Origin of the sequence: Streptomyces sp. NPDC026589 (assembly GCF_040638385.1) — a bacterium.
GTDB lineage: Bacteria > Actinomycetota > Actinomycetes > Streptomycetales > Streptomycetaceae > Streptomyces.
In genome coordinates, this window is record NZ_JBEZYG010000041.1 from 12,879 (window position 1) to 34,917 (window position 22,039).

Genomic DNA, 22,039 nt, shown 5'->3' on the forward strand with positions numbered 1-22,039 from the left:
CGACGACCGTCGGGGACGCGTCGGGGGGACCTTGGGGGGAGACCGAATCTCATGACGGCGGTGTTGACGCGCGATCATTAACAAACCTAGTGTCAACGCTGAGCTCTATAAGGAAGGTTACCTAATAGTCTGTTGGATCATCGGTGCGGGTCCGCAGCGAGGTCTCCCGGGTTGGGTGAGGTCCTGCACGGTGATCGGACAGCACAGGAACGTCGAGCACACCGACCTTGAGCACGACGAAGCTCCCCCCTCTCTCGTCCTCTCCCTCGTCCTCCCGATCTGATGCCGTGGCATCCCGCCGTAAAACCTCCGGCGCCGTCGGGACCGCTTCGCCATGACCGACCGACGGCGCGCAGCGTGGTGTTCGCCGATCCCACATGACTCCTGTCCGCCTACACGACGTCCCCGCAACGGGACGAACAAAATCGGAGACACGTCTCTGTGACAGCGACCACACAAGCGAGCGACCCCGAAGATCCGAAGGGTGGCGGCCGGTTCGCCCTCGGCGCCGTACTCGCGAAAGCGCGTACGCGCCCTGAGTACCAGTTCTTCGCCGTCCTGCCCCGGGCACACCGCGGCCTGGCCGCGCTCTGGTGGGCGATGGTGGTGCTCCGCGGGCTGCTTCCGGCGGCGTTCACGCTGGCGGTCGGACTGCTCGTGGACGCCGTCCGGCACGGGAGGTCGCCCGGACCGGCGCTCCTCACCCTGACGGCGGTCTTCCTCTCGATCCAGGTGATGGCGCCCGTGCACGCCCAGGTCAGCGCCAATCTGGGCGAGCACCTCTCCTCGTGGCTGCACGACACGCTGCTGCGCGCCACCACCGTGCCCGACGGCGTCGCCCACCTCGAATCGCCGCGGCTGACCGACGACTTCACCCTGGCGCGCGACTTCGACCTCGGCATGGCCGGACCCCCGCTCACGCTGGCCATGGGATTTATCTCCGCCGGGCTGGTGGAGGCGACGGCCGGGCTCGCCCAGGCCGCCGTGCTCGTGGGCTACCACTGGTGGGCGGCCGTCCTGGTCGCCACCGCGTGGATCTCCACCCACTGGTGGCTGCGCGACAGTGCGGTGTGGGACCGCGACAGCCCGGAGGTGATAGCGGCGCAGCGACGGGCGGAGTACGGCTACCGGCTGGGCGTGGATCCGCCCGCCGCCAAGGAGTTGCGGCTGTTCGGGCTGAGTGAGTGGACGGTCGCCCGTTTCGCCGCCGACCGACGCAGGCTGGTGGATCTGCGCTGGGCCGACACCCGGTTGCGCCTGCGTCCCCTGCACCGCGCGCTCGCCGTGCTGTTCGTCGCCAACGGGCTCGTGTTCTGGCTGCTGGCACGGGACGCGGTCTCCGGAGACCTCGGCGCGGGCCAGGTCGTCGTCTTCGCGCAGGCCGCGATCGGCGCCATGCTGCTGGCCTTCGGCGGGCTCAACTGGGCGCTGCCCGCGGGCGCCGCGGCCGTCGCGGCGGTGCTGCGGATCGAGCGGGAGGCGGCGCCGATGGGCCGCCTGCCCACCCAGCGGCGTTCCGCCGAGGCGCTCCCGTCGACCCAACTGGTCCTCGAAAACGTTCACTTCAGCTACCCGGGCGAGTCCCACCCGGTGCTGGACGGAGTCGATCTGACCATCGAGGCCGGGACCTCCCTCGCCGTCGTCGGACTCAATGGGGCGGGCAAGACGACCCTGGTCAAGCTGCTCTGCCGGCTGTACGACCCGACGGGCGGACGGATCGAGGCGGACGGGACCGACCTGAGGGAGTTCGAGGTCGCGTCCTGGCGCGGCCGGGTGACCGCCGTGTTCCAGGACTTCATCCGCTACGAGCTGCCGCTGCGTGACAACGTCGCACCGCGGGGGGCCACGGACGCACAGATAGAGGCCGCGCTGGCGGCCGCCGGCGCGGAGGGCATCGCGGAACTGGACACGATCATGGCGCGTGGCTATCGGGGCGGTACGGACGTCTCGGGCGGCCAGTGGCAGCGCATCGCACTGGCTCGCGCGGTGTGCGCGGTGGAGCAGGGCGCGGGTCTGGTCATCCTGGACGAGCCCACCGCCCAGCTCGACGTACGGGGTGAGACCGAGGTCTTCGACCGCGTCCTGCGCGCGACCCGGGGGCGGACGACAGTGCTGATCTCCCACCGGTTCTCCACCGTGCGCCATGCCGACCGGATCTGCGTACTCGAACGCGGGCGGGTGGTCGAACTGGGCAGTCACGACGAGCTGATGGCGGCCAGGGGCCGCTACCACGAGATGTTCACCCTGCAGGCCGCGCAGTTCGACGAGACGCCGAAGCCGGACGGGACTCCGGAGGAGGGGGATCACGATGTCGTCACCCGCTGAGCAACTGCCGCCCGCAGCAAGGTCGCTGGGCCGCTCGCTGCGCCTGGGGTACCGCGCGGAGCCCCGGCTGATCGTGGTCGCCGGTGCCACCACAGTGGCGGCGGCGCTGCCGGACGCCCTGTTCGCCGTGGCGCTGGCCTCGCTGGTGAACGGGGTCGTGGACCGGTCCCAGAGCAACATCGCCGTCGCCGCGTTCGCCTTGGCAGCGCTGGCGACGGCGGGCTGGCTACTCGACGTGGTGAGCGAACGGCTCAACCGCCGGTTCACCGACCGTGCCGCTGCACGGGTCGAGGCCCACGTGGTTCGTCTGCAGTCGGAGGTAGGCACCCTGGAGCACCACGAACGCGAGGACTACCTGGACCGCCTCACCCTGCTGCGCGACCACGCGCCCGCTCTGAGCGAGCTTTACCAGCAGCTGTTCTCGGTGACGGGCGCGGTGCTGCGGGTGGTCGTCACACTGGCCCTGCTGACGTCGGTGCATCCGGCGTTCGTCCTGCTCGGCGTGTTCGCCGTTCCCTCGGTCCTGGTCTCCAACTGGTGCGCCGGCAAGGAGAGGACGGTCGAGGAGGCGGGCGCCCAGGATCGGCGTCTGTCCCGGCATCTGTTCCTGCTGGGCACAACGGCCGGGCCCGGCCGTGAGGTCCGGGTGTCGCGGATGGAACAGCGCCTGCGGACCGGGCGCCGCGCCGCCTGGGCGAAGGCGTACCGGCCGCTGGCCCGGGCCCGCCGCCGCAGCGGAGCGTGGCAGGCGGGAGCACTGGCGCTGTTCGGGGCGGCGCTGATGGGCGCCGTGGCGACGGTGGCCCAGGACGGGGTCGCCGCAGCGGGCTCGGTCATGCTGGTACTGACCGCCGGCAGTCGGCTGGCGGACTACGTGGCGCAGACCGTCAGCCAGACGCACTTCTTCCGGACCATCTGGCTGGACGGCTCGCGCCGGCTGGCGTGGCTGGAGGACTTCGCCGAAGCGGCGCGCGGCCGGGCCGACAGGCCCGCCCCGGACCGGCTGTCGCGGGGAATCGAGTTGCACAGCGTCAGCTTCCGCTACCCGGGCACCGAGAAGCTCGTGCTGGAGGATGTCGACCTGCGTCTGCCGGCTGGCGGGGTGGTGGCGGTCGTGGGCGAGAACGGTGCAGGGAAGTCCAGCCTGGTCAAGCTGTTGTGCGGCTTCTACCGTCCCGACGCGGGCCGGATCACCGTGGACGGCGAGGACTTGGCGCGCATGGCGCCCGACGAGTGGCGGGGCAGGCTCTCCGGGGCGTTCCAGGACTTCTTCCGCTTCGAGTATCCAGCGCAGCTGTCGGTCGGCGTGGGCGATCTGGCGCGGGTGGACGATCACGACGCCGTGACCGGCGCCGTCGTACGCGCCGGCGCCTCGGACGTCGTCGCCAAGCTGCCGGACGGTCTGGCCACCCAGCTCGGTGCGACCTGGACCGACGGCGCCGATCTCTCGCACGGCCAGTGGCAGAAGATCGCCCTGGCCCGCAGCCTGATGCGGACGTCCCCGCTGCTGCTCGTCCTGGACGAACCCAGTTCGGCCCTGGACGCGGAGACCGAGCACGCCCTGTTCGACCGGTACGCGGCCGCGGTCCGGCAGCCCGACTCCCGGGAGCGCGGCCAGATCACGCTGCTGGTCTCCCACCGTTTCTCGACGGTGCGGATGGCGGACACCATTGTCGTACTGCACGGTTCGCGCGTGGTCGAGCACGGCTCGCACGAGGAGCTGATGCTGCGGGACGGGCATTACGCACAGCTTTACCACACACAAGCGGCGGCTTATCGCTGACGGAGAGGTCGGCGCAGCCTTACAGCGACAAGTTCTTCGGCACTCGGTCCAGGAGGCAACGCCATTCATATATCCCGAACCCACGCCCCGGCGCGCAAGACAATCGTGAGTGCGCGCCCTGATATCGCGTCGCTTGTGGAGCGGGTACGCCGCATTCCCGACCGCTTCCGGTGGTTCCACGAGACACGCCGGTCGGCGGCGGTGAACCACGGCATCGACCCGTCGCTGCTCGGCGAACTGCTCGACCTCGGTCTGCCGCACGCGGGTGCGGGCGAGGATCTGCTGCTCGACGGAATCGACTGCACGAATCTGTCGCTGTGCCTGCGCCTGCGGGCGCCCCGGCGGATCGCGCTGCGGGGGTGGGGACGGGCCCTGCGGTCCGAGGCGGCGGGGCAGGCCCGCCGGCACCAGCTGCGGATCGTGCCGCGCTGCCCCTATCCGGGGCATCCGGGCGGGTGCGGCTTCCGTGTCCTGCCCGACGCCGTACTGGACGCGGCCCACGAGACGGCCGGGGCGACCGCCGTGCTGGACGGCTGCGACGCACGCGTCCATCTCCCCGCAGATCCGTCCGCCGGCCAGTCGGTCCCGGCCGAATTGCGACCTGTCCTGGACACGTTGAGCGAGGTGGACTACCAGATCCTGCCCCGCGAACTGGAACGCGACCTCGCCTTCCTGCGGGACAGCAACCTCGCCTGCTGCATGCTGGCCTCCACCCTCCTGGTTCAGGAGGCGGCCCTCCGCGGGATTGAGGCCCGCCCCTCCTTCGGCCTGACGGTGGTCCCCCCGTTCGCAATGCCCCACGCCTGGGTCGAGTTCCGGGTGGCGGGACGGTGGACGGCCTGGGACCCGCACCTGCTCAAGGCCCTCCGGGCCTGGGGCCTGTGCGACGCGGACAGCTGGCCCGACGACCGGGCGCTGAGCCGGTTCTTCCTGCGGCTCGGTGCCCGGAGCGGACCTGTCGCCACGCACCACGGACTGCACACCGACGTCTCCATGACGGTGGTGTGAGGCGGCCATGGCCCACGACTCCCCCGGTCCCCCGGATGCGGACCCTCACATACGCATCGTGTTCCTGGCCTCCGACCACGACCAGATGCGCTCCTACGGGCGTTGGGCCGCCGTCCTCGGTGGGCGTGCCCGGTGCCATGTGCTGAGGCCGGCCGCAGAAGGAGCTGCCGCCGGTGCGCAAGCCGCCCACTACACCCAAGAGTTGACCCGGCTGCCGCCCTTCCGTCCCAGCGCCGTCTTCGCCGCGCACGACCGGGCCGCGGCCGCGCTCGCGCTGTGCCGCTCCGCCCAGGCCCTCGGCCTGGACCACCTGGTGATCGCGAACGCGGCGCCGCCCGCTGTCTCGGACGCGCTGCGGTTGCCCGTCACCGTCCTGTTCACCGACGACCTCCCCGGAACGGGCCGGGCGCACGCCCCCGCCTGGCGGCACCACACGACAGGGCGTACGGAGCTGCGCCTGCTGGAATGCCGCGACGAGGACCTGTACGGCGCGGGCTCGCCCGGCGTCGCCGCCCTCCAGGAGGCCCTGCGCATCGCCCCCGGCTTCGGAGATCACATCAGCTGAGATTCCCTGCGGCCCGGCGCCGCCTCGCTCTAGCTCCCGGAGGAAACCGACATGCCACGGACCGGAACGACATACGACGGACGACCTCTACGAGCCCTTCTGGTGGGCACCGGCCAGATGGGCCTGGCCTGGCTCAGGACCCTCGCCGCCCATCCCGGCGTCACTCTGGCCGGCCTCGTCGACCTCGACGAACGCCGGGCCCTCGGCGCGGCGATTCGGACCGGCAACCGCCAGGTTCCGATCGCGGCACGGCTCCTGCCGCTGGCCCACGACACGGCCGCCGACTTCGTGATCAACACCGCCTCGCCCGACGCCCACCACGCCCTCTCTCTGGAGGCGCTGGAGGCGGCGCTGCCTGTGCTCAGCGAGAAGCCCCTCGCCGCGACGCTGCCGCAGGCCGTACAGCTGACGGCGCTGTCGAGCACCACCGGCGTGTTCCTGATGGTCGCCCAGAACCGCTATCACCACCCCCAACTCACGTACGTACGGGAGCAGGTGCGGCGGCTGGGTTCCGTGGGCCTGATCAGCTGCGAGTTCCTGCGCGCCCCGCGGTTCGGCGGTTTCCGCGACAGCATGGCTCATCCCCTGCTGCTCGACATGGCCGTGCACGCCTTCGACACCGCGCGTGACCTGGCGGGTGGCGTCCCGCTGTCCGTGCAGTGCGAGGAGTTCAACCCGCCGTGGAGCTGGTACGCGGGGGCCGCGGGCGCCTGTGCCACCTTCACGTTCGACGGCGGGACTCGGTTCGCCTATACGGGAAGCTGGTGCAGCCCCGGCCTGGAGACGTCCTGGAACGGCCACTGGCGTGTCAGCGCGGAGCGGGGTTCCGTCCGCTGGGACGGTACGACCGTCACGGTCCAGGAGGCTGCCACCGGGGGCGAGGACCCGACCGAGCACACCGACGGGACAGTGGCCCAGGAGCCCGGGGGGCTGCGAGAGGTGCTGGACGACTTCCTCACCGCGCTGCGTACCGGCTCCGAACCCTGGGGCGCGTGCCGGAACAACCTGCTGAGCACCGCGATGCCCCATGCCGCGGTGGCGGCCGCGCGCGGCGGACACCGGGTCCTGGTCGCGGACGTGCTGGCCGCCGCCGCGCACGACGCGGCTCGCGACGCCCCGCCCCACGTGGCCGAGGCGCTGGCGGCCTGGCGGCTCCCCGAACCGGCGGCGTCCGTATCCGCGGGGGCCTGAGCGTGCTGATCACACTGGTCCAACAGCCCGCCGCGGGGGCCGACCCCGAGGAGAACCTGTGCCGCGGCTTGGCCGCGGTGGCCGAGGCCGCCGCCCAGGGGTCCGACCTGGTGCTCTTCCCCGAGCTGTGGCAGATCGGCGGTTCCTCCTGTCCGGCCGAGCCCAGGCCGCGGGCCCGGTGGCTCGACCACGCGCTGGAACCCGACGCCCCCTGGCTCACCACCTTCGCCGAAGCCGCGGCCGAGCGGGAGATCGCCGTCGCGATCACCTATCTCGCCCGTCACCCCGACGGGCCGCGCAACGCCGCCGCCGTCTTCGACCGGTTCGGCCGCCGGGTGCTGGTGTACGCCAAGGTCCACATCTGTGCCTTCGGGTGGGAGACGGTGTTCGTACCCGGCGAACGGTTCCCGGTCGCCGTGCTCGACACCCGGACAGGGCCGGTCACGATCGGCGTGATGATCTGCTTCGACCGGGAGTTCCCCGAGTCGGCGCGGGCGCTGGCGCTGGCGGGCGCGGAGTTGATCCTGACGCCGAACGCCTGTCTGCTGTGCGACGACCGCGTCGGGCAGTTTCGTGCCCGGGCCTTCGAGAACATGGCGGCCGTCGCGATGGCCAACTACCCCGTCCCCGCGTTCAACGGCCGCTCCTGCGCCTTCGACGGTGTCGCCGTCGGCGATGACGGCCGCCCGCGCGACCACACCGCGGCCATGGCCGGGCCCCTGCCACGCCTGACACAGGCCCGGATCGACCTGTCGGCGCTGCGCCTGCACCGGGAGCGGCAAATCTGGGGCGGCCGCTGGCGGCGCCCCGCCGTGTACGGCCCTCTGCTCGGCCCGGACCCGGACCGGGCGCGCTCCCCTCACCGGCCCGAGGAGACCACGTGACCGACCGCTCTCGTCCGTATCCCTTCCGCTTCGGCGTGCTGGCGGGAGGCGCGCCCACGCCCGACGCGTGGCGCGCGCTCGCCCGGCGCGTGGAGGACATCGGGTACTGCTCGCTCCTGTTCCCCGACCATCTGGGCAACGACTGGGGCCCGTTCACCGCGTTGACCGTCGCGGCCGAGCACACCACCGCGCTCACCCTGGGCACGCTGGTGCAGGCAGTCGACCTCCGGCAGCCGGTCGTCCAGTACAAGGAACTGGCCACCCTGGATCTGATCAGCGGCGGCCGCACCGAGATCGGTCTGGGCGCGGGCTGGTTCGGCCAGGACTTCACGCGCGCCGGCATCACCATGGACCCGCCCGCCACCCGTATCGAGCGGCTGGCCGAGGCCGCGGTCATCCTGCGTGAGCTGTGGACCAAGGGCTCCTGCACATTCGACGGCCGCCACTTCTCGGTGGCGCAGGCCGTGGGGGAACCACGTCCGGTCAAGGGCGATCCGCTGATCACGATGGGCGGCGGCGGCCGCCTCATGCTGCGGACTGCCGCGCGGCACGCCGACATCGTCAACCTCAGCGCCTCCCAGGCCGCCGGCACCAAGGGATCTTCGTTCGGCGCCACGGCCACCGCCGAGCATTTCGACGAGCGCGCGCGCTGGATACGTACCTGGACCGCGGACCGCCCGGCGCCGCCCGAACTGCAATGCCTGGTGTTCGCCGCCGCGATCACCCCCGACGCCAGCCGGTACGCGGCGGGCGTCCTGCGGCGGATGTTCGGCCTGCCGGCGGAACAGGCGCTCCGGTCGCCCCTCGCGCTCGTCGGGACCGTCGACGAGGTCTGCGCGCTGCTGATCGAGCGCCGCGAGCGCTTCGGGATCAGCTACTGGGTGCTGGACAGCAGGCACGCCGAGCAGTTCGCACCCGTGGTGGAAAGCCTGGTCGGTACCTGAGGCACACCCCGCCCCGTCTGTCACGTCCGGTAGTTGACGCCCGGCCTGCACCTACCGCCCATCCGTACCGGCCCGTTCGGCCAGCCCCCGTACTCAGGAAGAGGCACCGTGTCCCCCATACCTCGGTCAGGCCCCCGCCCCAGCCCCGCCCTCGCACCCCTGGTCTTCTCCGCGGACGACTGCTATGTCCTGCCGCTGCTCGCGACCTTCAGCTCGCTCGCCGCCGCCAACGCCCACCTGCTGCCGGATCTGCGCTGCCTGCTGCTGCACGAGGACCTGAGCGAGTCCGCCCAGCGTCGTGTCCGGTCCCACGCCGATCGGCTGGGGCTGCGGGTGGAACTCACACGCATGCGTCTGCCGGATGTCGATTTCAAGGTCAACCGCGGTGCCAGCCGAGCCAATTACTTCCGACTCAGCCTCGGCGAACTGCTGCCCGACGAGAACCGGGCGCTCTACCTGGACGCCGACCTGCTCGTCCTCGGCGACCTGGAACCCCTGCTCACCACGGAGCTGGCTGGCGAACTGTTGGCCGCGGTGCGCGATCCCGTCAACCCGGTCTACGCCGAGGGGTTCGCGCTCCCGGGGTGGGAACGGCTGGGCATCAAGGCCGACCAGGAGTACTTCAACAGCGGGGTGATGCTCCTCGACCTCGCACGCTGCCGCGCCGAGCACTTCTTCGAGCGGTGCTTCACCTTCCTCCGTGAGCGGCCGGAGTGCATCCGGCTCTGGGACCAGGACGTGCTCAACTGGGCTGCCGGCGACCGCTGGAGGCGGCTCGACCGGGCCTGGAACACCTTCGCAATGTCCGCGCTGACCCGTACTCCGTACGTGCGCTACCGCTCCGACCACCTGGTCCCGCTCACGACACTGGTGGCGGAGGAGGAGGACGCGAAAGTGCTGCACTACGCCTCGACGGTCAAACCTTGGGTTCCCGGCTACCCGCCCGGGCCCGCGCTGGACCGCTACCGCGCCGTCCTAGACTCCGTCCATCTGGCCGAGGCCCCGGACCAGGGCGGCGGCCGATGAGCGAACGGGTCGTCCCGTGGGACAGCGGGTTCGAATCACTCCTACGCGCCTATCTGCCGTTCCTCGCCCCCTCGACCGCGATCGAGCCCGCCACGCGCCTGTCCCTGCTGGGGCTGGACTCGTTGGGGACGGTCAACCTCATGGTCGATCTGGAGGACGCGTACCGGATCGAATTCCCCGACGGCGCGATCGGCCGGGCCCTGGAGGCGGACGCCTCCTGGCTGTGGACGACGGTGCGGGAACTGAGCACAGGACGGACCAAATGAATACCGACCGCGTAGGCACATACCGAACGGGCACGGACGATTCCGCCCCGCTGGCGCTGTCGCAGGAGCATATGTGGGAGTCGATGCGCTTCCTGAATCCGGCCCATCCCGGTGCCACCTTTCTGACCATGCCAGCCGCCAACACCATCCGCGGCGAGCTGCGCCCGGCCGCGCTGGAAGCCGCGCTGAACGCGGTGGTGAGCCGCCACGAGGAACTGCGGATCACCTTGAGTGAAACGGGCGCGGGGGCCCGGCAGCGGGTGGCCGAGCACATCCGTGTCCCTCTCGCCGTCGACGAACTGCCCGAGGACCCGGACCAGGCCCGGGCGCGGGCCCACCTCCTCCACGCGGCCGAGGACGACCGCCCGTTCGACCTCGTACGAGGCCCCTTGCTGCGCGCCCGCCTGCTCAGGCACTCGGCCCGCGAGCACGTGCTGCTGATCACCTTTCAGCATCTGCTGGTGGACGGATGGGGCCTTGGCTCCTTCTACCAGGCCCTGGAGGCCGCCTACGGCGACACGGTCACCGGACGCGCGCCGTCGCTGCCCCCGCTGCGCGCCTCCTACCGCGAAGTGGCCGCCAGGCAGTGGGCGAGGGCCGATTTCGGTCGCGCGGCGTGCGAGGCTTACTGGCGCGAGCAGTTGGACGGAGCGCCGCCGCCGCTAGAGATCCCCTGTGACCGGCCGCGGACCGCGCTGTCCGGCGGCGAGTACGCCGTGCGCGGCTTCGCGTTCGGGCAGGCGACGGCGGACCTGCTGACCTCAGCCGCGTGGCGCTGGCGGACCAGCCCGTTCACGGTGCTGACCGCCGCGTTCAACCTCCTGCTGCACCGACTGACCGGGACGACGGACGTCTGTGTCGGTTCGGTACGCACCACCCGTAGCGACCCCGACGCGGCAGCGCTGGTGGGCCAGTTCACCAACACCGTCTTCCTGCGGACCCGGTTCTCGCCGGCCGATGACTTCGCGGCCCTGGTGGGGCGGGTCTCCCGGACGGTGCGGGAGGCCTATGACCACGACATCCCCTACCGGCGCCTGCTCGATCTGCTGGGCCTGGACCGTTCCGGCGGACATCCCCGCCCGCCCGGCGACGTCTGCCAGGGATGGCTGCAGGTCAACGGCGGCGGCCCGGCGCCTGAGGCGGCCTCGGCGGCCCTACCCCTCGACGGGTTCGACACCCCGCCGGACTCCCTACCCACCAGGCTGTACCCGGCCGGGGACGACCCGCGCAGGCTCGCCTCGTTCGCGCGGGAGAACCCCACGTTCGAGTTCGACGCGGACTACGCGACCGGCGTGATGCAGTACAACACGCAAATCTTCGGGAAAGAGACGATCGATCACCTCGCGGATCAATTCAGACGCACGTTGACCATGGCTCTCAACAATCCCGGTCAGCCGATCTCGAAGCTGAAACGCAGCTAGCAACAAAGGAATGCAAAGAAAGCTCACGCAGGGCCGTGGGCGAGTTTTGTGCTGCCTTTTTACGCCGTTATGGAAGGCGAAAATAGTTCATTGCCGAAAAGATTTTCCAGTGGTAGATTTTTTCGTGCCCGAGAATTTCCGAATAGATCGGGAAGGGAAATTTCTGCTATGCGTGTACTCGGCCTTGGAGGCTCCCACCACGACTTCTGCGCCTGCCTCGTGGACGAGGGCCGGGTCGTCGCGGCGGTCGAGGAGGAACGCCTGACGCGGGCCAAGGTCGCCTTCGGCCTCGGCCCCCGGCTGGCTCGCTGTCTGGCCGCCGACTCGGTTCTGGAGCAGGGCGGGATCGGCATTGACGACGTCGACCTGGTGGTGGCCAACGACTTCCTCAACAAGGTCTACTCGGTCCGCTTCCAGGACCGGGTGACCTGGATCGGCCACCACCTGTCCCACGCGGCGAGCACCTATTACCCGTCCCCCTTCGAGCGTGCCGCGGTCCTGGTGATGGACGGCCGTGGGAGCGAGACGACGGTCGGCGGCAGAGCGGCGGGCGAGACCGTCACGCACTATCTGGCGCAGGACACCGACCTGCGGGTGGTGCGGGCCCAGGTCGGCCTGGTGACCCGGACGGCCTCGCCACTGGACGACCCGTACGAGGACTCGGTGGGCTGGTTCTACGAGATCATCACCAAGTGCATCGGCTTCATCGGACGGCACCGGCTGTCCGAGCCCGGCAAGACCATGGGGCTCGCTCCCTACGGTACCCCCCGGTACGTACAGGACATGGCGCAGACCTACACACTGCACGACGGCGAGTTCCGGCAGTCCACCGCGCAGCAGCAGGCGTTGCGCGCCTTCGCCGAAGAGCAACTCGCCCGCGCGGCCGGCTCGGAACAGGCTGTCGCCGAGACGGCCGCCGACCTCGCCTACGCCACCCAGGCCAACACCGAGCGGATCGTGGTGGAGTTGGCCCACTGGCTGCACACCAGGACCGGCGCCACAGCACTGTGTCTGGCGGGCGGCGTCGCGCTCAACAGCGTCGCCAACTACCTGATCCTGGAACGGACTCCGTTCGAAAAGCTGTTCATCGTTCCTGCGGCCGGGGACCAGGGGACGGCGCTCGGCGCCGCGCTGTACGGGTACCACGCGCTGGCCGGCCGGCCGCGCGAGGTCTCCGCCGAGCCGTTCTCCCCCTATCTGGGCCGTGCCTACGACGAGGCCGACGTGCGGCGGGCGCTCGACGCGCAGGGCGATCGGATCGTCGTGGAGCGGCCGACGGACATCCACCGGGCCACCGCGGCGGAGCTGGCGGGCGGGAGCGTGGTGGGCTGGTTCCAGGGGCGGGCTGAGATCGGCCCGCGGGCGCTGGGAAACCGCAGCATCCTCGCCGACCCGCGCCAGGCGGACATGAAGGACCGCATCAACCACAAGGTGAAACACCGCGAGCCCTTCCGGCCCTTCGCCCCCGTGGTTCTGGAGGACCGTCAGGCCGAATTCTTCAGCACGGCGGTGCCGGCCTACTACATGCTCCTGGTCCCCCAGGTGCGGTCGGACAAACGGGACGTGATCCCCGCAGTCACCCATGTGGACGGCACCGCACGGCTGCAGACGGCCTCCGCCGTGCTGAACCCTCACCTCACGCTGCTGTTGGAAGAGTTCGACAAACTGACCGGTGTACCCGTCCTGCTGAACACCTCTTTCAACGATAACCACGAACCGATCGTCGAGACGCCCGAGGACGCCGTCCGCTGCTTCCTGGGCACGGGCATCGACGTGCTGGCCATCCATGGCTTCCTCGTGCGGAAGGCCCCGTGAACGGCGGGGGCGCGCAGCACGCACCGGCCTGCGGCCCGATGCCCGTGGTCGTGATCCTCTGCGGCGGCCAGGGACTGCGACTGCGCGACGACACCGACGATCTACCCAAGCCGCTGCGACCGCTGCACGACGGCCGGCCGCTGCTCCTGCATGTGCTGGACTACTACCGCTCCCGCGGCTGCCGCGAATTCGTCCTCTGCCTAGGCTACGGCGCGGCGGCCGTCCGGTCCACGCTCACCGGCGCCTACGACGGCTCCCGTGACCGGCCGCAACTGACCTATGTGGACAGCGGCCCCGAGGCGGAGAAGTGCGACCGGCTGCTGGACGCCCGACCGTACATCGCCGGCCGGCGGTTCCTGCTCGGGTACGCCGACATCCTCTCCGACGTCTCCCTGGACCACCTGCTCACCGTGCACGAGGCCGCCGGTGCGCTCGTCACCCTGGTCGGCACTCCGACCCGGTCGCGTTTCGGTCGTATCGCCCTCGGCCAGGGCTCTCGGGTGGCCCGCTTCGAGGAGAAACCCCCCGACCCTGAACTCGCCTCGGCCGGCTACTTCCTGTGCGAGCCGGCCTTGCTGGACCGCATCGCGGCCGACCACTCCTTCGAGTCCGAGATCCTGCCCGCGCTGGCCCGGGAGGGGCAGCTCGCCGCCGTGGTTCACGACTCGTTCTGGCAGCCGCTGGACACCTACAAGGACTTCCTCGAACTGGAAACGCTGGCGTCGACAGGGCAGGCGGTGACGTCATGGACGTTCTGAGGCACGGCGGCGTTCCGAGCCGGGGCAGTTGGACCGGCCGGCACGTACTGATCACCGGCAGCAGCGGCTTCATCGGATCGTGGCTGGGGGTGCTGCTCCAGCAACTCGGCGCGGAGGTCAGCGGGTTCGGACTCGACATGACCGAGCACGACGCGCGCCGCACCGCCTGGCTGTCTGCCCGCGGCATCCACCGCCGTGAAGGTGACATCCGGGACCAGGCCGCGGTGCTGGCGGCCTTCCGCGCGGCGCGGCCCGACGCCGTCGTCCACCTGGCGGCGCAGCCGTTGGTCGGTGTGGGACTGGCGGACCCGGCGGGCACGCTGAGTGTGAACATCGGCGGCTCGATCAGTGTGCTGGAGGCGGCCCGCGTCACCTCCCCGGCCGCACTGGTGCATGTCACCTCGGACAAGTGCTACCGCAATCGCGGCTGGGCCTGGCCCTACCGGGAGGTGGACGAACTAGGTGCCGACTGCCCGTACAGCACCTCCAAGGCCGCCGCGGAGCTGGTCTTCGAGTCGTATCTGACCCATGCGTTCACCGGCCCGTCGGCCACCGCCACCGCCTCGGTCCGCTTCGGCAACGTCATCGGCGGAGGCGACTTCGCGGCGGGGCGCCTGGTCCCGGACACGGTCCGCGCCCTGGCGGCCAGCGAACCGCTCCGGCTGCGCAGGCCCGACGCGGTCCGGCCGTGGCAGCACGTGCTGGACGTGTGCCACGGACTAGTCCTGCTCACCGAGCGGTTGCTCGCAGGACGGCCGGACGCACACTCCGCCGTGTACAATTTCGCGCCGCCCTGGAGCGAGAACACAGTCCGTGAGGTCGTGGAGAACCTGGCGGCGGCGTGGGGCCTCTCGGCCCGCCTTCTCGTCACGGAGCCGGATCCGGCGCAATCCGGCGCCGACACGGACCAGTTGCTGCTCCGTCTCGACGGCCGCTTGGCCCGCGAGGAGTTGGGATGGGAGCACCGCCTGCCGCCGGCAGCGGCCGCGGCCTCCGTCGTCCAGTGGCACCGCGCCGTGCTGGACGGCGCGGCGGAGGGCGAGACGACGCAACGGCAGGCCGCGCGGTCCCTCGTGCCGCCGGCCACCACGGAAAGGGCGGCTTCCCATGTCTGAGCCCCGCACGGCCCTGATCTTCTCACGTGAGTACCCGCCCAACACGGTCGGCGGCACCAGTACAGTGGCCCGCAATCTCGCCGTGGGACTGGCGGCCGAGGGCTGGACGGTCCACGTCGTGACCACGGACCCAAACGCGAATGACGACCGCCGTACCGCGCACGGATCCGTCACAGTCCACCGGGCTGGCACCGGCACCACCTACGACTCGCGCTCCGGCCTGGACGGCTCGGCCCTGCGCAGCCACCGGCTCCTGCTGAGGGTGGCCGAGAAGGCGGTCGCCGAGAAGGCGGGTGTCGACGCGGTGCTGCTGCCGGACCTGTTCTGCTTTCCCGAGGCCCGGCTGCTCGCCGACCGGGTGGGAGCGCCCCTGGTGAACATCCTGCTGCAGGACTTCCGCGCCATCACTCCGTACGACCGCGGCGCGCACCACGTCACGAGCGGTGTGTCCGGCGAGCGCGCGCACCTGCTGGCCGTCGAGGAGAAGGCGGTACGGGCCAGCGACCACACGGTGTTCATCAGCCACGCGCTGCACCAGGCGATGGCCACCTACTACCCGTTGGACCCCGATCGTGTCTCGGTCGTCCATCTCGGCGTGGACCCCGAGGAGATCGACGCCGTACTGGCGGATCCCGATCGGCACCTGCTGCCCGCCGGGCTTCCGGACGACGCGCGGCGGCGGCCGCTGCTCGTGGCGTGCGGCAGGCTCGTGCCGGTGAAGGGCTTCGCGACCCTGGTCGACGCGCTGGCGCTGCTGCCCGACCGTCCGCACCTGGCTCTGGTCGGCGTGGGCCCCGAGGAGGAGGCTCTGCGTGCCCGGGCCCGCGAGCAGGGTGTGGCGGACCGGGTCACACTGCTGGGTGATGTGCCGAGGCGGCGCGCGCTCGCCTGGATGAGCGTCGCCTCCGTGGCGGTGGTGCCCAGCCTGTGGGAGTCGTTCGGCTATGTGTGCGCCGAGATGATGGCACTGGGCCGACCGGTCGTCGCCTCCCAGGTGGAGTCGCTCGCCGAGCTCGTCCCCTCGCCGCGCTATGGCTACCCGGTCGAGGTCGAGGGGCCGATCGGGGCCCGGCGGATGGCACCGCGGCACCTGGCCGACGCGCTCGCCCTGGCACTGGGCAACGTACAGGAGGCCGAGACACGCGGCGGGAACGCCCGCAGACGGATCCAGAACCACTTCACCAACGCGGCCTTCGCCGGCGCTGTCGCCGCCCTGTCGGAACGGCTGAGCGATGAACGCCGCTGAGCGGGAACTGGCCACGCTGTGCGCCTCCGTGGGCCCGCCGGACCACCGGGCGGCGCGGCTGAGCGACATGCGGGCCCGTACAGCGGCTCGCCCGGCGGGGAGTCTGGGGGCGCTCGACGCGGCGGCGCGGCAGGCCGCCAGCGTCCTGGGGCGTCCCTGCCCCGGGCCGCTGCCCCTGGTGGCCAGCGTCCTGGCCGGCGACCACGGTGTCGCCCGGTACGGGACATCGCCCCACCCCCAGCGCGCGACCGGCGCCCTGCTGCGCATGCTGCGAGCCGGACAGGCGCCGCTGAACCTGCTCGCCGACCGCGCCGGCGCCCGGATCGAGACCGCCGATCTCGGTCTGTACGAGGACAGCGGCGACCCGCGCTACAAGGTCGGCACCTGCACCCGGGCCATCGACCGCGAGGACGCCATGGCCCGCCGGGAGGCACTGGCGGCCGTCGCCGCGGGCGCGCGCTTCGCGGACGAACGCATCGGGGGCGGCGCCCTGGTGGCGGTCGGCGAGATCGGCGTGGGCAACACGACCGCCGCCGCCGCTCTCGCGGCCCGGCTGTTGGATCTGCCGGCCGACCAAGTGGTCGGAGCCGGCTCCGGCCTTGCTCCTGAGGCACTCGCGGGCAAGAAAGACGTGGTGCGCCGGGCGGTGGAGCGCTCCCGTACGGCGGTCCCAGGCGAGGACACGATCGGTCTGCTCGCCTCGCTCGGCGGCTACGAAATCTGCGGCAATGTGGGCGTGATCCTCGCGGCCGCCCGCAACCGCTGCCTGGTGGTCCTCGACGGTTGCATCACCGCCGTCGCGGCGGTGGCCGCCGTCCGGCTGTGCCCCGCCGCACGCGAGTACCTCGTGGCCGGCCATGTCTCGACCGAACCCGCGCACCGACCGCTGCTGCGCACGCTGGACCTCGTCCCCCTCCTAGACCTGGGCATGCGCCTCGGCTCGGCGAGCGGGGCGCTGCTGGCCGCGGGGCTCGTGCAGTCGGCGCTGGTGGTCGCCGCACTGACTCCCGCCGCCCGCGTCTTCGGCCTCACCGGAGGTCCGTCATGAACGGCCCGGGCGTGGACGGCCGGCGGGTACGGGGCGTCGTCTTCGATCTCGACGGCACCCTCGTGGATTCCGCGGCGGCGCACCGCGCCGCGCTGCGGGTGGCCCTTGCCCGGTTCCCCGGACCGGGGCCGGCGCCGAGCGCGGCCAGACTGCGGGTCGCCGAGGGAGCCACCGACCGGGCCACCCTGGTCAACCTGTTAGGCGAGCGCGGGGCCGAGGCGGCGCTGAGCGTCTATCAGGACGCCCTGGCAGCGGCCTGGGACAGCGCTCCCGGTGGGGCGATGCCCGGTGCGCTTCGCATGGTGGAGCGACTGCGTGCGTCCGGGCTCGCCCTGGGGGTGTGCACGGGGCGCTCGCGGTCCTCGGCCGAACTGCTGCTGCGCTCCGCCGGGATACGGCTATCACTGCTGGTGGCCCGGGAGGATGCGGCGCGCGAGAAACCGGCGCCGGAGGGCCTGACACGGGCCGTGGCACTGCTGGGGCTGCGCGCTGCGGAGGCCGCATTCGTCGGTGACACCGCCGCCGACGCGGCTCAGGGCGCCGCCGCCCGGGTCCGCACCTTCGTCGTCACAGGCGAGGGCGTCCCGCCCCCGGGCCACGCGCTCAGACTGCACCGCCTGGCGGACCTGCCACGGCAGCTCGGGCTCCACGACCCGCCACCGGCCGACCGGTCGGCACCTTCCCTTCCCACCCTTGTACGCAACACGGGCACATCCAAAGGAGAGTGACATGGCCATGCACCGAGACGCGGTGGTCGATGAGATCAGCGAGCGGGTCAAGGCTATTATTCCGGCCGCGGCGGCCGCCGGACTGGCGCCGGACAACGACCTGTTGGAGCGCGGTATGGACTCACTGGCCGTGCTGGAGCTGCTGGTGTGGATCGAGGGGCGGTTCTCGTTCTCGATCCCCGACGAAGAGTTGATCATGGACAACTTCTCGTCCATAGACAAGATGGTCGAGTACGTCATGGCGAACCGTTCATGATTCCCGCCCCCGAGGCCGCGGAGACCGTCGTGGTCACCGGCGGAGCGGGATTCCTCGGTTCCCATCTGTGCGACCGGCTGCTGGTGGCCGGCTGGCGGGTGGTGTGCGTCGACAACTTCTCCACCGGACTCCCCGAGAATCTGGTGCAGGCACGCGCCTACGACACCTTCGGTCTCCATGTCCACGACGTGTGCGAGCCCTTCGACATCCCCGGGCCGGTCTCCGCGGTCATGCACCTCGCCTCGCCCGCCAGTCCCCGGGACTACGGCCGCCTCACCCTGGAGACGCTGCGGGCGGGATCGCTGGGCGTGTTCCACGCGCTCGAACTGGCGCGGCGCAAGGGCGCCAGAGCCGTCTTCACCTCCAGCAGCGAGGTCTACGGCGACCCGCTGGTCCACCCTCAGACCGAGGACTACCGCGGCAACGTCAACCCGGTCGGCCCGCGGGCGGTCTACGACGAGGCCAAGCGCTTCGGCGAGACCGCGTGCCTGACTTACCGGGAACGGTACGCGGTGGACACCGCGATCGTCAGGCTGTTCAACACGTACGGACCGCGGATGCGGGAGGACGACGGACGGATGGTCCCCACGTTCGTCCGCCAAGCGCTGACGGGCGACGCCCTCACCGTGTTCGGCCGCGGCGACCAGACACGTTCGCTGTGCTACGTCGACGACACCGTCCAGGCTCTGCTGGAGATGATGCGGTCCGGCCACCCGGGCCCGGTGAACATCGGCAACCCCGAAGAGCTGTCCGTACGCGCGACAGCCCTGCTCATCCGCGAACTGACCGGAACGCGCTCACCGGTACGGGAGCTTCCCGCCATGCCCGAGGACCCGCGCCTACGATGCCCCGACATCGCCCTGGCCCGCGAGGTCCTCGGCTGGGCCCCCCGGATCGGCGTGCGCGATGGACTGCTCCGCACGATCGGCTGGTACCGGGAACAGCAGGCAGACGAACGGGGGATCCGTGCCGCCCAGATCCTCTGAGCATCCCGCCGCCCCGGCGCCGCCGACCCCGGGCACCGACGGGCTGCACCTGTTCTTCGCCCGCAGCGCCCGGCTCCGTCCAGAGCGGACCGCGCTGCGCACGGCGACCGGCGACCTGACCTACGGACAGTTGCACGACGACGCCTGCCAGTGGGCGGGGACCCTGCTGGACGAGCTTCCAGGACCGCGCCGTGTCGCCGTACTCGCCCGACGTGGCGAGACCGCGTACACCGGCCTGCTCGCCGCCCTCTACACGGGCGCGGCCGTGGTGCCGCTGAACCCGGACCTGCCGCCCGCACGTACCCGGGCGGCGCTCGCCCAGGCGCGGGTCGACGCCGTGATAGCCGATGAGGCCGGCGCCGCCCTGCTGCCCCTAGTGCTCGCGAGAGCGGACTCCGTACCCGTGCTCGTCACCGGGCCGGCGACGGTGCCCGGGCCCTGCCCCGGTCCGGTCCTGCGCCCCCGGGAGCGGCTGCGCCTGGCCGCACCGCGGCCGGTGCCCCCCGGCGCGGGTGCTTATCTCATGTTCACCTCCGGGTCCACCGGCCGCCCCAAAGGTGTCCCTGTCTCCCACGCCAACGCGACCGCGTTCCTGCGCACGGTGCTGGAGCGCTACCGCTTCACCCCCGAGGACGTCTTCTCCCAGACCTTCGACCTCACCTTCGACCTCGCCGTCTTCGACCTCTTCGCCGCGTGGGCGTCGGGCGCCACCGTCGTCAGCACCCCCTGGTCGGCCCTGCTCGACCTGCCCGCCTTCGCGAAACAGCACGGGCTGACCGTGTGGTTCTCCACACCCACGAGCATCGCGCTCGCGGCCCGCGGCCGCCGGCTGCGGTCGGGCTCGCTGCCCGGGCTGCGCTGGAGCCTGTTCTGCGGTGAGCCCCTCACCGTGCCCGACGCCCGCCTGTGGCAGGCCGCCGCGGATCGTTCGCGGCTGGAAAACCTCTACGGCCCCACCGAACTGACCGTCGCCTGCACCGCCCACCGCTGGGACCCGGACCGCTCTCCCGCGCTCAGCGCGAACAAGGTGGTCCCGATCGGGAGCCTGTTCGCCGGACTGACCGCCGTACTCCTGGAGCGGGACGGGCGTGAAGCGTCCGAGGAGGGGGAACTGTGCGTCGCCGGGGCGCAGTTGGTCGGCGGCTACTGCGACCCCGCCGACGACGCGGGCCGTTTCGTGCACCGGGCTGGACGCTCCTGGTACCGCACCGGGGATCTGGTGCGCCGGATCCCCGGCGGGGAGTACGTCTTCCTGGGCCGGCTCGATGACCAGGTCAAGGTCAACGGCTGGCGTGTCGAACTGGGCGAGGTGGAGGCCGCGCTGCGCTCCCTGCCCGGTGTGGAGCGCGCCGTGGCCGTTCAGGCACCGGGCGACGGTGGGATCGCCTGTTTCTACACCGGCACTCCCCGGCCTCCCGCTGAGCTCAAGGCGGGCCTGGCCGGGCGGCTGCCGCGAGCCGTTCTGCCGGACTCGGTGGAGCACCGCGACGAGCTGCCTCTGACAGCCAGTGGGAAGGTCGACCGCCACCGGCTCGCCGGCACCCTGGCCGGCGGCACTGACCCGGAGGCGGACGCCTGATGGACTTCAGCCTGTTCTACTTCGCCGACGACAGCACCGCGCCGGCCACCCGCGGGTCCGGTCCGCAGCCAGCCGGCAGCCGCTACCACCTGCTTCTGGAAGGTGCGAAGTTCGCCGACCGTCAGGGCTTCACCGCGGTCTGGACCCCGGAACGGCACTTCCACCCCTTCGGGGGCCTGTACCCAAATCCCGCCGTCACCGGCGCAGCGCTGGCCGCCGTGACCGAGCGGATCGGCATCCGCGCCGGGAGCGTGGTCGCACCCCTGCACGACCCGCTGCGGATCGCGGAGGAGTGGTCGGTGGTCGACAACCTCTCCGACGGCCGGGCCGCGGTCTCCTTCGCCTCGGGCTGGCACCCCCGGGACTTCGTCCTGCGCCCCGAGGCCTACGGCGCCCGGCGTGACTCACTCGCCGAAACCGTCCGATCGGTCCGCCGCCTGTGGCGCGGTGACGAGATCGAGCGTACGGACGGCGAGGGGGCGCCACAGCGGGTCCGGGTCTATCCGCCGCCGGTCCAGAGCGAGCTTCCGTGCTGGCTGACGAGCGCGGGCGGCACGGAGACGTTCCGGCTGGCGGGCGCGCTGGGCACCGGGGTCCTCACCCATCTGCTCCGGCAGGACCTTCCCTCGCTGACGGCCAATCTGGCGGTGTACCGCGAGGCCCAGGAGGCCCGTCCGGCGGGCGCCGGGCCACGGGGCCGGGCCTGCGTCATGCTCCATGCCTTCCTCGGCCCGGACCGCGAACAGGTGCATGCCGCGGTACGGGCCCCGATGAGGGCGTATCTCGCCAGTGCGCTTGGCCTCTTCGGCGGAGCCCAACGCGCCTCGGCCACCGGCCGCCCACTGCCCGCTCGCAAGGCGGAGGAGCTGCTCGACCTCGCCTTCGAACGCTACTTCTCCCGGTTCGGCCTCTTCGGCACGGTGGAGGACGCACTGGAAACCGTCGGCCGCCTCAAGGAAGCGGGGGCCGACGAGATCGCCTGCCTGGTCGACTTCGGCATGCCCACCGACACGACCCTCGACAGCCTGTCGCTGCTGGCCGCACTCCGTGAACGGGCGGCCGCGCTGTGAGCCGCAGACCGGGCGCCCGGACCCC

At 71.6% G+C, this 22,039-nt stretch carries 20 protein-coding genes; all 20 read left to right on the forward strand.

All coding sequences use genetic code 11. The features are described 5' to 3' along the window. Positions 1–441: 441 nt before the first annotated feature. The 20 genes from AB0F29_RS39160 (at position 442) to AB0F29_RS39255 (ending at position 22,014) form a co-directional block, all read left to right on the forward strand. A complete protein-coding gene (locus AB0F29_RS39160) occupies positions 442–2,325 on the forward strand; it encodes an ABC transporter ATP-binding protein (protein WP_361883075.1) in 1,884 nt (627 codons plus the stop codon). After that, a complete protein-coding gene (locus tag AB0F29_RS39165; protein ID WP_361883078.1) occupies positions 2,309–4,108 on the forward strand; it encodes an ABC transporter ATP-binding protein in 1,800 nt (599 codons plus the stop codon). The genes AB0F29_RS39160 and AB0F29_RS39165 overlap by 17 nt, the downstream gene beginning before the upstream one ends. Before the next feature lie 135 nt (positions 4,109–4,243). Continuing rightward, positions 4,244–5,116, forward strand: coding sequence for a hypothetical protein (locus tag AB0F29_RS39170; RefSeq protein ID WP_361883081.1), 873 nt, complete (start codon positions 4,244–4,246; stop codon positions 5,114–5,116). A gap of 58 nt (positions 5,117–5,174) precedes the next feature. Continuing rightward, positions 5,175–5,681, forward strand: coding sequence for a hypothetical protein (locus tag AB0F29_RS39175; protein WP_361883084.1), 507 nt, complete (start codon positions 5,175–5,177; stop codon positions 5,679–5,681). Positions 5,682–5,732: 51 nt separating this feature from the next. After that, positions 5,733–6,872, forward strand: coding sequence for a Gfo/Idh/MocA family oxidoreductase (locus AB0F29_RS39180; protein ID WP_361883087.1), 1,140 nt, complete (start codon positions 5,733–5,735; stop codon positions 6,870–6,872). Between the two features lie 2 nt (positions 6,873–6,874). Then, positions 6,875–7,756, forward strand: a complete 882-nt coding sequence (locus AB0F29_RS39185) for a carbon-nitrogen hydrolase family protein (RefSeq protein WP_361883090.1) — start codon at positions 6,875–6,877, stop codon at positions 7,754–7,756. Next, positions 7,753–8,700, forward strand: a complete 948-nt coding sequence (locus tag AB0F29_RS39190; RefSeq protein WP_361883093.1) for a TIGR03621 family F420-dependent LLM class oxidoreductase — start codon at positions 7,753–7,755, stop codon at positions 8,698–8,700. Before AB0F29_RS39185 ends, AB0F29_RS39190 begins: the two co-directional genes overlap by 4 nt. Positions 8,701–8,808: 108 nt before the next feature. Then, the gene (locus tag AB0F29_RS39195) at positions 8,809–9,726 is read left to right on the forward strand and encodes a glycosyltransferase family 8 protein (protein ID WP_361883096.1); all 918 of its coding nucleotides are present in this window, start codon (positions 8,809–8,811) and stop codon (positions 9,724–9,726) included. Then, a complete protein-coding gene (locus AB0F29_RS39200; RefSeq protein WP_361883098.1) occupies positions 9,723–9,992 on the forward strand; it encodes a phosphopantetheine-binding protein in 270 nt (89 codons plus the stop codon). The genes AB0F29_RS39195 and AB0F29_RS39200 overlap by 4 nt, the downstream gene beginning before the upstream one ends. Then, on the forward strand, positions 9,989–11,413 hold the full coding sequence (locus AB0F29_RS39205) for a condensation domain-containing protein (RefSeq protein ID WP_361883101.1): 1,425 nt from the start codon (positions 9,989–9,991) through the stop codon (positions 11,411–11,413). Before AB0F29_RS39200 ends, AB0F29_RS39205 begins: the two co-directional genes overlap by 4 nt. 168 nt (positions 11,414–11,581) lie before the next feature. Next, positions 11,582–13,228 carry a carbamoyltransferase C-terminal domain-containing protein gene (locus tag AB0F29_RS39210; RefSeq protein WP_361883104.1) on the forward strand — a complete coding sequence of 549 codons (1,647 nt, stop codon included), beginning with the start codon at positions 11,582–11,584 and terminating at the stop codon, positions 13,226–13,228. Then, the gene (locus AB0F29_RS39215; RefSeq protein WP_361883107.1) at positions 13,225–13,986 is read left to right on the forward strand and encodes a sugar phosphate nucleotidyltransferase; all 762 of its coding nucleotides are present in this window, start codon (positions 13,225–13,227) and stop codon (positions 13,984–13,986) included. The genes AB0F29_RS39210 and AB0F29_RS39215 overlap by 4 nt, the downstream gene beginning before the upstream one ends. Next, positions 13,974–15,101, forward strand: a complete 1,128-nt coding sequence (rfbG, locus tag AB0F29_RS39220) for a CDP-glucose 4,6-dehydratase (RefSeq protein ID WP_361883110.1) — start codon at positions 13,974–13,976, stop codon at positions 15,099–15,101. Before AB0F29_RS39215 ends, rfbG begins: the two co-directional genes overlap by 13 nt. Further along, positions 15,094–16,347 (forward strand): glycosyltransferase family 4 protein, encoded by a 1,254-nt coding sequence (locus tag AB0F29_RS39225; RefSeq protein WP_361883113.1) that lies wholly within the window; start codon positions 15,094–15,096, stop codon positions 16,345–16,347. The genes rfbG and AB0F29_RS39225 overlap by 8 nt, the downstream gene beginning before the upstream one ends. Next, positions 16,334–17,395 (forward strand): nicotinate-nucleotide--dimethylbenzimidazole phosphoribosyltransferase, encoded by a 1,062-nt coding sequence (locus AB0F29_RS39230; protein ID WP_361883116.1) that lies wholly within the window; start codon positions 16,334–16,336, stop codon positions 17,393–17,395. The genes AB0F29_RS39225 and AB0F29_RS39230 overlap by 14 nt, the downstream gene beginning before the upstream one ends. Beyond that, positions 17,392–18,123 (forward strand): HAD family hydrolase, encoded by a 732-nt coding sequence (locus AB0F29_RS39235; protein ID WP_361883118.1) that lies wholly within the window; start codon positions 17,392–17,394, stop codon positions 18,121–18,123. The genes AB0F29_RS39230 and AB0F29_RS39235 overlap by 4 nt, the downstream gene beginning before the upstream one ends. A gap of 1 nt (position 18,124) precedes the next feature. Further along, a complete protein-coding gene (locus tag AB0F29_RS39240) occupies positions 18,125–18,379 on the forward strand; it encodes a phosphopantetheine-binding protein (RefSeq protein ID WP_361883120.1) in 255 nt (84 codons plus the stop codon). Beyond that, positions 18,376–19,365, forward strand: a complete 990-nt coding sequence (locus AB0F29_RS39245) for an NAD-dependent epimerase/dehydratase family protein (RefSeq protein ID WP_361883123.1) — start codon at positions 18,376–18,378, stop codon at positions 19,363–19,365. Before AB0F29_RS39240 ends, AB0F29_RS39245 begins: the two co-directional genes overlap by 4 nt. Then, positions 19,346–20,944 (forward strand): AMP-binding protein, encoded by a 1,599-nt coding sequence (locus AB0F29_RS39250; RefSeq protein ID WP_361883126.1) that lies wholly within the window; start codon positions 19,346–19,348, stop codon positions 20,942–20,944. The genes AB0F29_RS39245 and AB0F29_RS39250 overlap by 20 nt, the downstream gene beginning before the upstream one ends. Further along, the gene (locus AB0F29_RS39255) at positions 20,944–22,014 is read left to right on the forward strand and encodes a MupA/Atu3671 family FMN-dependent luciferase-like monooxygenase (protein ID WP_361883129.1); all 1,071 of its coding nucleotides are present in this window, start codon (positions 20,944–20,946) and stop codon (positions 22,012–22,014) included. Before AB0F29_RS39250 ends, AB0F29_RS39255 begins: the two co-directional genes overlap by 1 nt. The last annotated feature ends 25 nt before the right edge of the window (positions 22,015–22,039 follow it).